The sequence below is a fragment of the Chroococcus sp. FPU101 genome, from assembly GCF_017312365.1.
GTDB lineage: Bacteria > Cyanobacteriota > Cyanobacteriia > Cyanobacteriales > Microcystaceae > Chroococcus.
In genome coordinates, this window is sequence record NZ_BLJI01000084.1 from 1 (window position 1) to 4,992 (window position 4,992).

5 protein-coding genes and 1 pseudogene are annotated in these 4,992 nt (G+C 43.4%); 1 reads left to right on the plus strand and 5 read right to left on the minus strand.

Features of this window, described 5'->3' with window-relative positions; genetic code table 11:
• Positions 1 to 2,214, minus strand: a pseudogene (locus tag CFPU101_RS24950) (hypothetical protein); the annotation flags it as partial.
• Between CFPU101_RS24950 and CFPU101_RS24955 the strand changes: the two are divergent.
• Positions 2,194 to 2,601: a hypothetical protein gene (locus CFPU101_RS24955; RefSeq protein WP_242578266.1), complete on the plus strand. Its 408-nt coding sequence runs from the start codon at positions 2,194 to 2,196 to the stop codon at positions 2,599 to 2,601. The pseudogene CFPU101_RS24950 and the gene CFPU101_RS24955 sit on opposite strands and share 21 nt — an antisense overlap.
• On the opposite strand, the gene CFPU101_RS24960 is transcribed toward CFPU101_RS24955, so the two are convergent.
• Genes CFPU101_RS24960 through CFPU101_RS24975 form a run of 4 tightly spaced genes read right to left on the minus strand, consistent with a single transcriptional unit; the run spans position 2,593 to position 4,862 of the window.
• The gene (locus CFPU101_RS24960; RefSeq protein WP_206818552.1) at positions 2,593 to 2,958 is read right to left on the minus strand and encodes a hypothetical protein; all 366 of its coding nucleotides are present in this window, start codon (positions 2,956 to 2,958) and stop codon (positions 2,593 to 2,595) included. The genes CFPU101_RS24955 and CFPU101_RS24960 overlap by 9 nt on opposite strands.
• Positions 2,874 to 3,434, minus strand: a complete 561-nt coding sequence (locus CFPU101_RS25880; protein WP_242578268.1) for a hypothetical protein — start codon at positions 3,432 to 3,434, stop codon at positions 2,874 to 2,876. The genes CFPU101_RS24960 and CFPU101_RS25880 overlap by 85 nt, the downstream gene beginning before the upstream one ends.
• Before the next feature lie 23 nt (positions 3,435 to 3,457).
• Entirely contained in the window at positions 3,458 to 3,862 is a 405-nt protein-coding gene (locus CFPU101_RS24970) for a hypothetical protein (RefSeq protein ID WP_206818554.1), read from the minus strand.
• Positions 3,840 to 4,862 (minus strand): ParM/StbA family protein, encoded by a 1,023-nt coding sequence (locus CFPU101_RS24975; RefSeq protein ID WP_242578270.1) that lies wholly within the window; start codon positions 4,860 to 4,862, stop codon positions 3,840 to 3,842. Before CFPU101_RS24975 ends, CFPU101_RS24970 begins: the two co-directional genes overlap by 23 nt.
• Positions 4,863 to 4,992 lie beyond the last annotated feature (130 nt).

A 4,992-nucleotide genomic window follows, 5' to 3' on the forward strand; every position in this document is an offset into this window, starting at 1 on the left:
TCTAATTCGCAACTTAGTATGACTTGTTGTGGAGTGTACCTTAAAATAAGGATTGATGAGTTCTCTATGTTGACTTTTAAGAGCCTCAAGAGAACGTGCCGCCCTTAAATAGTCGTTGTAAGTTTCCTTGATTTCTTGAGCAATTTCAACTATTTTAGGATTGCTCACTTCGGGAAAAAAGCCCCGAAATTGAACCGCAGGACGAGCAATTAAACAGTTTTGCTGCCATTTTTCATTGGTCATCCGAATCATCTGGTCAATCGGGCCATCATTGCTACTTTCTAAAGTCTTATTACGGTAAACTTGGGGATGACGGCTTTTATCTCTCGCACCTAGCCAAGTGACAGGTTGATAACCGCCGATTTCTTTACAGGCATTGAGTACAGTATTATCTGGTCTTAAAGCACTCTTTGGCCCATCAACCGCCACTTGAAGTTCGTTAGATAAGTCGCCGACAATTTTGAATTGAATCTCTCGCATCTGCTGTAAAGCGGTTTCAATTTGTTCAGAGGAAGGTTGTTGAGGGAGATTGATGATATTTTGAATGTTTTGCCGATATTGTTCAGGAATCTGAAAAGGTTTTTTAGGATCAACATCTTTAGCAAGCACAGCCCGATAATATTGAGCAACTTGCTGAACATAAATTTCTTTTTTCTCATCTGGCATCAGTACGGTTTCCCAACGTAGCGTTACGGCGGCCATAATTTGATTAGCAATCTTTCCGATGTCATTTTTGACGGCACTGACGGCGATTTCCTCAAAACTGCCACTATAAGGGATTTTATCTCGTTTCACCACATCAGGATAACGGTTCTCTTGCCTAAGAGCTTCTTTAATCTCTGCTGTCAGTGTCGGATAGCGGTCGGCTCGTTCAAATGCTAATCTATCTCCATCAAAATCCGCCTGTAAGTGTTTAGCGGCTGTGTCAGGATGAATATGAATCGAGCCTTCTAATTTTATTAACTGAGGAAGATGACGGTTCGTCAGGACAATCACTCCATTAGAGTTGACTAGAGGACTGCGAGTTACGATTAGTTCGGTTCCATCTGGGATTTTGGGGACACAAACCTCATTTTCTTTCAAATCAAGACTTGGTTGGGCTAGTGCTGCTTGAAACTTGATTGCCCTTCCTGTGGCGATATCCAACCATTGTCGCTGGAGAAATTTCTTTAGTTCGTCGATGATGAAAGGGTGTTCTAAAAGTTGTCCGTGATGCTCTAAATCGGTTTTGAGGAAGTCAAAGAGGAGCTTTTCTTGAGATTGAGGCGTTTCTTCTGTATCAGTCGCTAAAGCATCTAAAGGGGTAAGAGAACCCAGTTCTTCAAAAATTTCTTCAAAGCAGTTAGCTCGTTCTTCATAGGTTGTAACGAAATGTTGAGCTAGGGCGTGTAAATCTGATTGCGCTTGAGCTAATTCCTCTGCTTTCTGCTGAAGAATCGGTAAAATCTCACTTGAAACTCCTTTCGGATAATTCACTAACACCTGTGCGCCGAGACTTTGTTTTCCGTATTCTGCAATGGTTTTTACGCCAATCCCAATATCGAGAATGTATTCTCCTGGTTGAATCGTATCTGCTCCTTTACGCCCTTTGAAAGAGCTAGTGGGTAAAATTAGGTCATATCCTACTTTAAATTTGTCGCCTTGCTCGATTACAGCACTTGTCAAAGTTTCTAATCGAGAGTCAGGGGCTAAGGTTCCTTTGGCAATTCGATAAAATTGACAATTTTCTTGAGGGCGGATTCCGAGGCGAAATTGTAAAGAGGCATTTTTGCGTCCAGTGAGTTGTTCGGCTAATTCTAGGCTCATTTTGCCGTGACAATCTCCGACTAATTTTAAGGCTTGCTCTTTCGGTAAGATGCCGTTACTGTCTCCCGTATTATCATTGATGACAAGGACTCTAGCTTGTTGAATCTCGGAAAACGACTGGCAAGGGGTAAAAGGTAAACTGCCGTAAGCCGCTCCATCAGAAGAATTGGGATAAAGCAGGTCGCGCACGGAGCGATTTGAGAAATACATCCTCTCCCGAGAAGCGAATTGGAGAGTCATACCTTGATATTCGCGTAGTTCTTTGGCTTTAACTTGCTCAGGGTTAATTTCTCCTATTGCAAAGCGAGTATCAGGGAATAAATATTCAGCCAGACAGTTTTTAATCGGTTCAGTTACCTGAAGGTCTTGCCGCAGTTTGGTATCGAAATGAGCGAGGTACAGCGTCATGATTACTGTCACTCCGACCTATTATCATTAGTAGAGGAACACTTGTCAGAAGTTCTGAACGAGAAAGCAATGGAAGCAGGCACAATTTTTGAGTCAGTTTTAGAGAGAAGCTTATACGAAGCCGATGGGACGATTAAGCCTCATTTTCGAGATTTCTTGCAAAAACAAGGACGCTCTGAGGCGGAAATTGAACGGTTTGAGCGGCAGAAAAAGCAGGAAATGGAAACACGAATGCTTTTTGCTCAAGGCAATCCTGTTAAACTCAGTCCCAGTCAGAGAGCTATTGCTCGCTCAGGATTAGAGGTTGAAGAACGTCTCAGCCAGGGCTATCTTGCCGTTGAAGACATAGAATCAAAAAATTCTTTTGATTTTGAAGACTTACTTTGAAGACCTTTCAAGTAATCGCTTATTGCCGTCAAAGCGAAGGAAATAACAGAGACTTTCCCTAGAAGAACAAATCACTCCTTTGGGGATCAGATTAACACCCAGATAAATGCCGAGGGAAAAAATAATAGCCATTAGAAGAACGGCCCAAGTCCAAGAATTAATTAAGTTAGTCCACCGTCTAATTGTTTGCCAGCGTTTTCGTCGCTTTTCACTCTCGAACGCTAGTTTCTGCTGTTGAAGTTTAAAATGAGCCTCATCTTCGCTCAGGGCAATTAGAAGTCGTTGTTGGATGATTCCATCGATGATTCGGGCAAGCTCGTCAGGGGCTGGTACCTCTGTAGTTGATACTCCTTCCACCGACTCTCCACCCGTTCGCCCAGAGATTCGTCGTTTCCCAACTGATGAGAGGCTTCTTGCCAAAACTGCTCAAAATTCTGCCTCAGTTCTCCAGTAGCAATCATTTGTTTAAGCCGCATGATGGTGACTTGAGGGATAACTTTCCCCATGATCTCCGCTTGCTGAAGTCCCATCTGAAAGCCCGTATCCACTGCTTGCTGTTCTAATAGACGTAAATGTTCAGCCAGTTCTGTACTGATAGCTACAGCATTATCGTCATCCTCAACCTCAAAATTCTGGCTCTTAAAGTGGCTGGCTAAATCATCATAAGAGTTGGCTATCCCCTCATCGAACAGCGTCCTTGCTTGAGCAAAGCGTTCTCGTTCGGCTTCAGAATAGTTACGCTTTTTTAGCGATAGTCCACAGGCTTTAAGTGTTTCTCTAACATCCTCTTCACTAAGATCGTACTCACGTTGTAAGTCTTCACGAGTAAACATAATGGCATTTTCCTCTACTCACTTTAAGTAAATTGGCTAAGAATATCGTCTTCTTCGCTAAAATCTTCCACATCCAGAAAAGGCTCAAAATTCTCTTTTCCATTGCTTGAAAATTCCTTATCTTTCGCTTGCGTCGTTTCCGACAGTACAGAATGACTGCTCAAGCCGAATGAATCCTCTAAATACTGGATATGAAGTTTGAGTTGATAGACGGCAGAACGTGCCATTTGCTGAACTTCAGACAGAGAAGCATTACTACAATGCTTGTAGGCAAACGGCAACCAGAAAGCTGCTACAGGATGTAGAATGCGATCGCTACGGGTCATCTCAGCATTATCTTCACAGATATAGGTCAAGAGGACTCCGTATTTAGATCTCTTCTTCGGTTGATGGCGGAAGACAAAATTAACTTGCTCTGACGTGGACATCGATAAGTTCTCCAGTAGTTTCTCGCAGTCTGGGTAAGGGGCGGTTGAGTAGTTTGTAAAACAACCCATAAACATCGGCCAAGCGATACTCTAGGGAATGATTACCGACCGTATCTCCGAAAGTATTGTGAATGCGTTCTTCAAGGCTGACACACCAATTGAGGGAAGCATTAAATCCCCTGAGTAGGTCAGTTAGTTCCTTTTTGAGATAGCGTGATGTACCGCCACTGATAATAAACTCATCAATTTTTGTTTGAGAAGGCAAATGTTGCAGTAGCCAATTCTGCAATAGCGCAACATATTCTGCCCTAGCATCAGCAATTGCATCAGCAATTTCTTCGACTTCTTTGTGTCTCAATTCAGTGCGGTGGCTACGAGCTAGGGTTTCCAAAGCTCGTTTACCTAGTCGGGAACGAGCTTGGCAGATGATCGGAATTAAAACATTAACCTTCTGACCTGATGTGAAAGTCTGCACCTTTTCAATCATCCGTGCAAAGCCAAAATCACCTGTTGCCCCTTTTGTCAGTTCTCCCTTCTCGATTACCAAGATGGAAGAATTACGGTAGCCGAGCATGATGACAGCGATCGTAATTTCTTTTGGGTTTCTCAGCTTCTGTCCTGTTCTTTCCAGAACTCTGCCCCTAGCAAAAATACCTCCGCCTTCTGGCAGTGCGGTTAACGATTCTAACTGAACTGATAGCCGATGTCCCCGAAAGGTATAGTCAGCTAAAGCAGTGGCAATTTGAGACTCAAATTTCTCTCGGTCACGGAATTCGTTCCAGGGCAGTAAGATGCCCAGAGACAGAGAAAATCGGGTGGGCAGGGCTTTTTTGAGTGCCACACTTCCTACTAGCGCAAGGGCTTGGGGAATGGCGGAATCGACTTTGAGCGACTCCAGACAATGGACGGTGTGAAAGTTTTTCTTGGCCAGAAATCCGACCGCAAAATAGGTTTCGCCAAACTTCACCCAGGCAGAGTCTTCGGGGTTAGCCTGTCCCATCTTGTATTTTTCATAGTTGTCGATGCTCTTTTGGAGAACTTGCACGACCTGCGGTTCGAGTAATACCAATTATTGAAAAATAGGCTACAGATAGGTTAAACTCATCAAAGAAATGAGGACAAAAAGGACA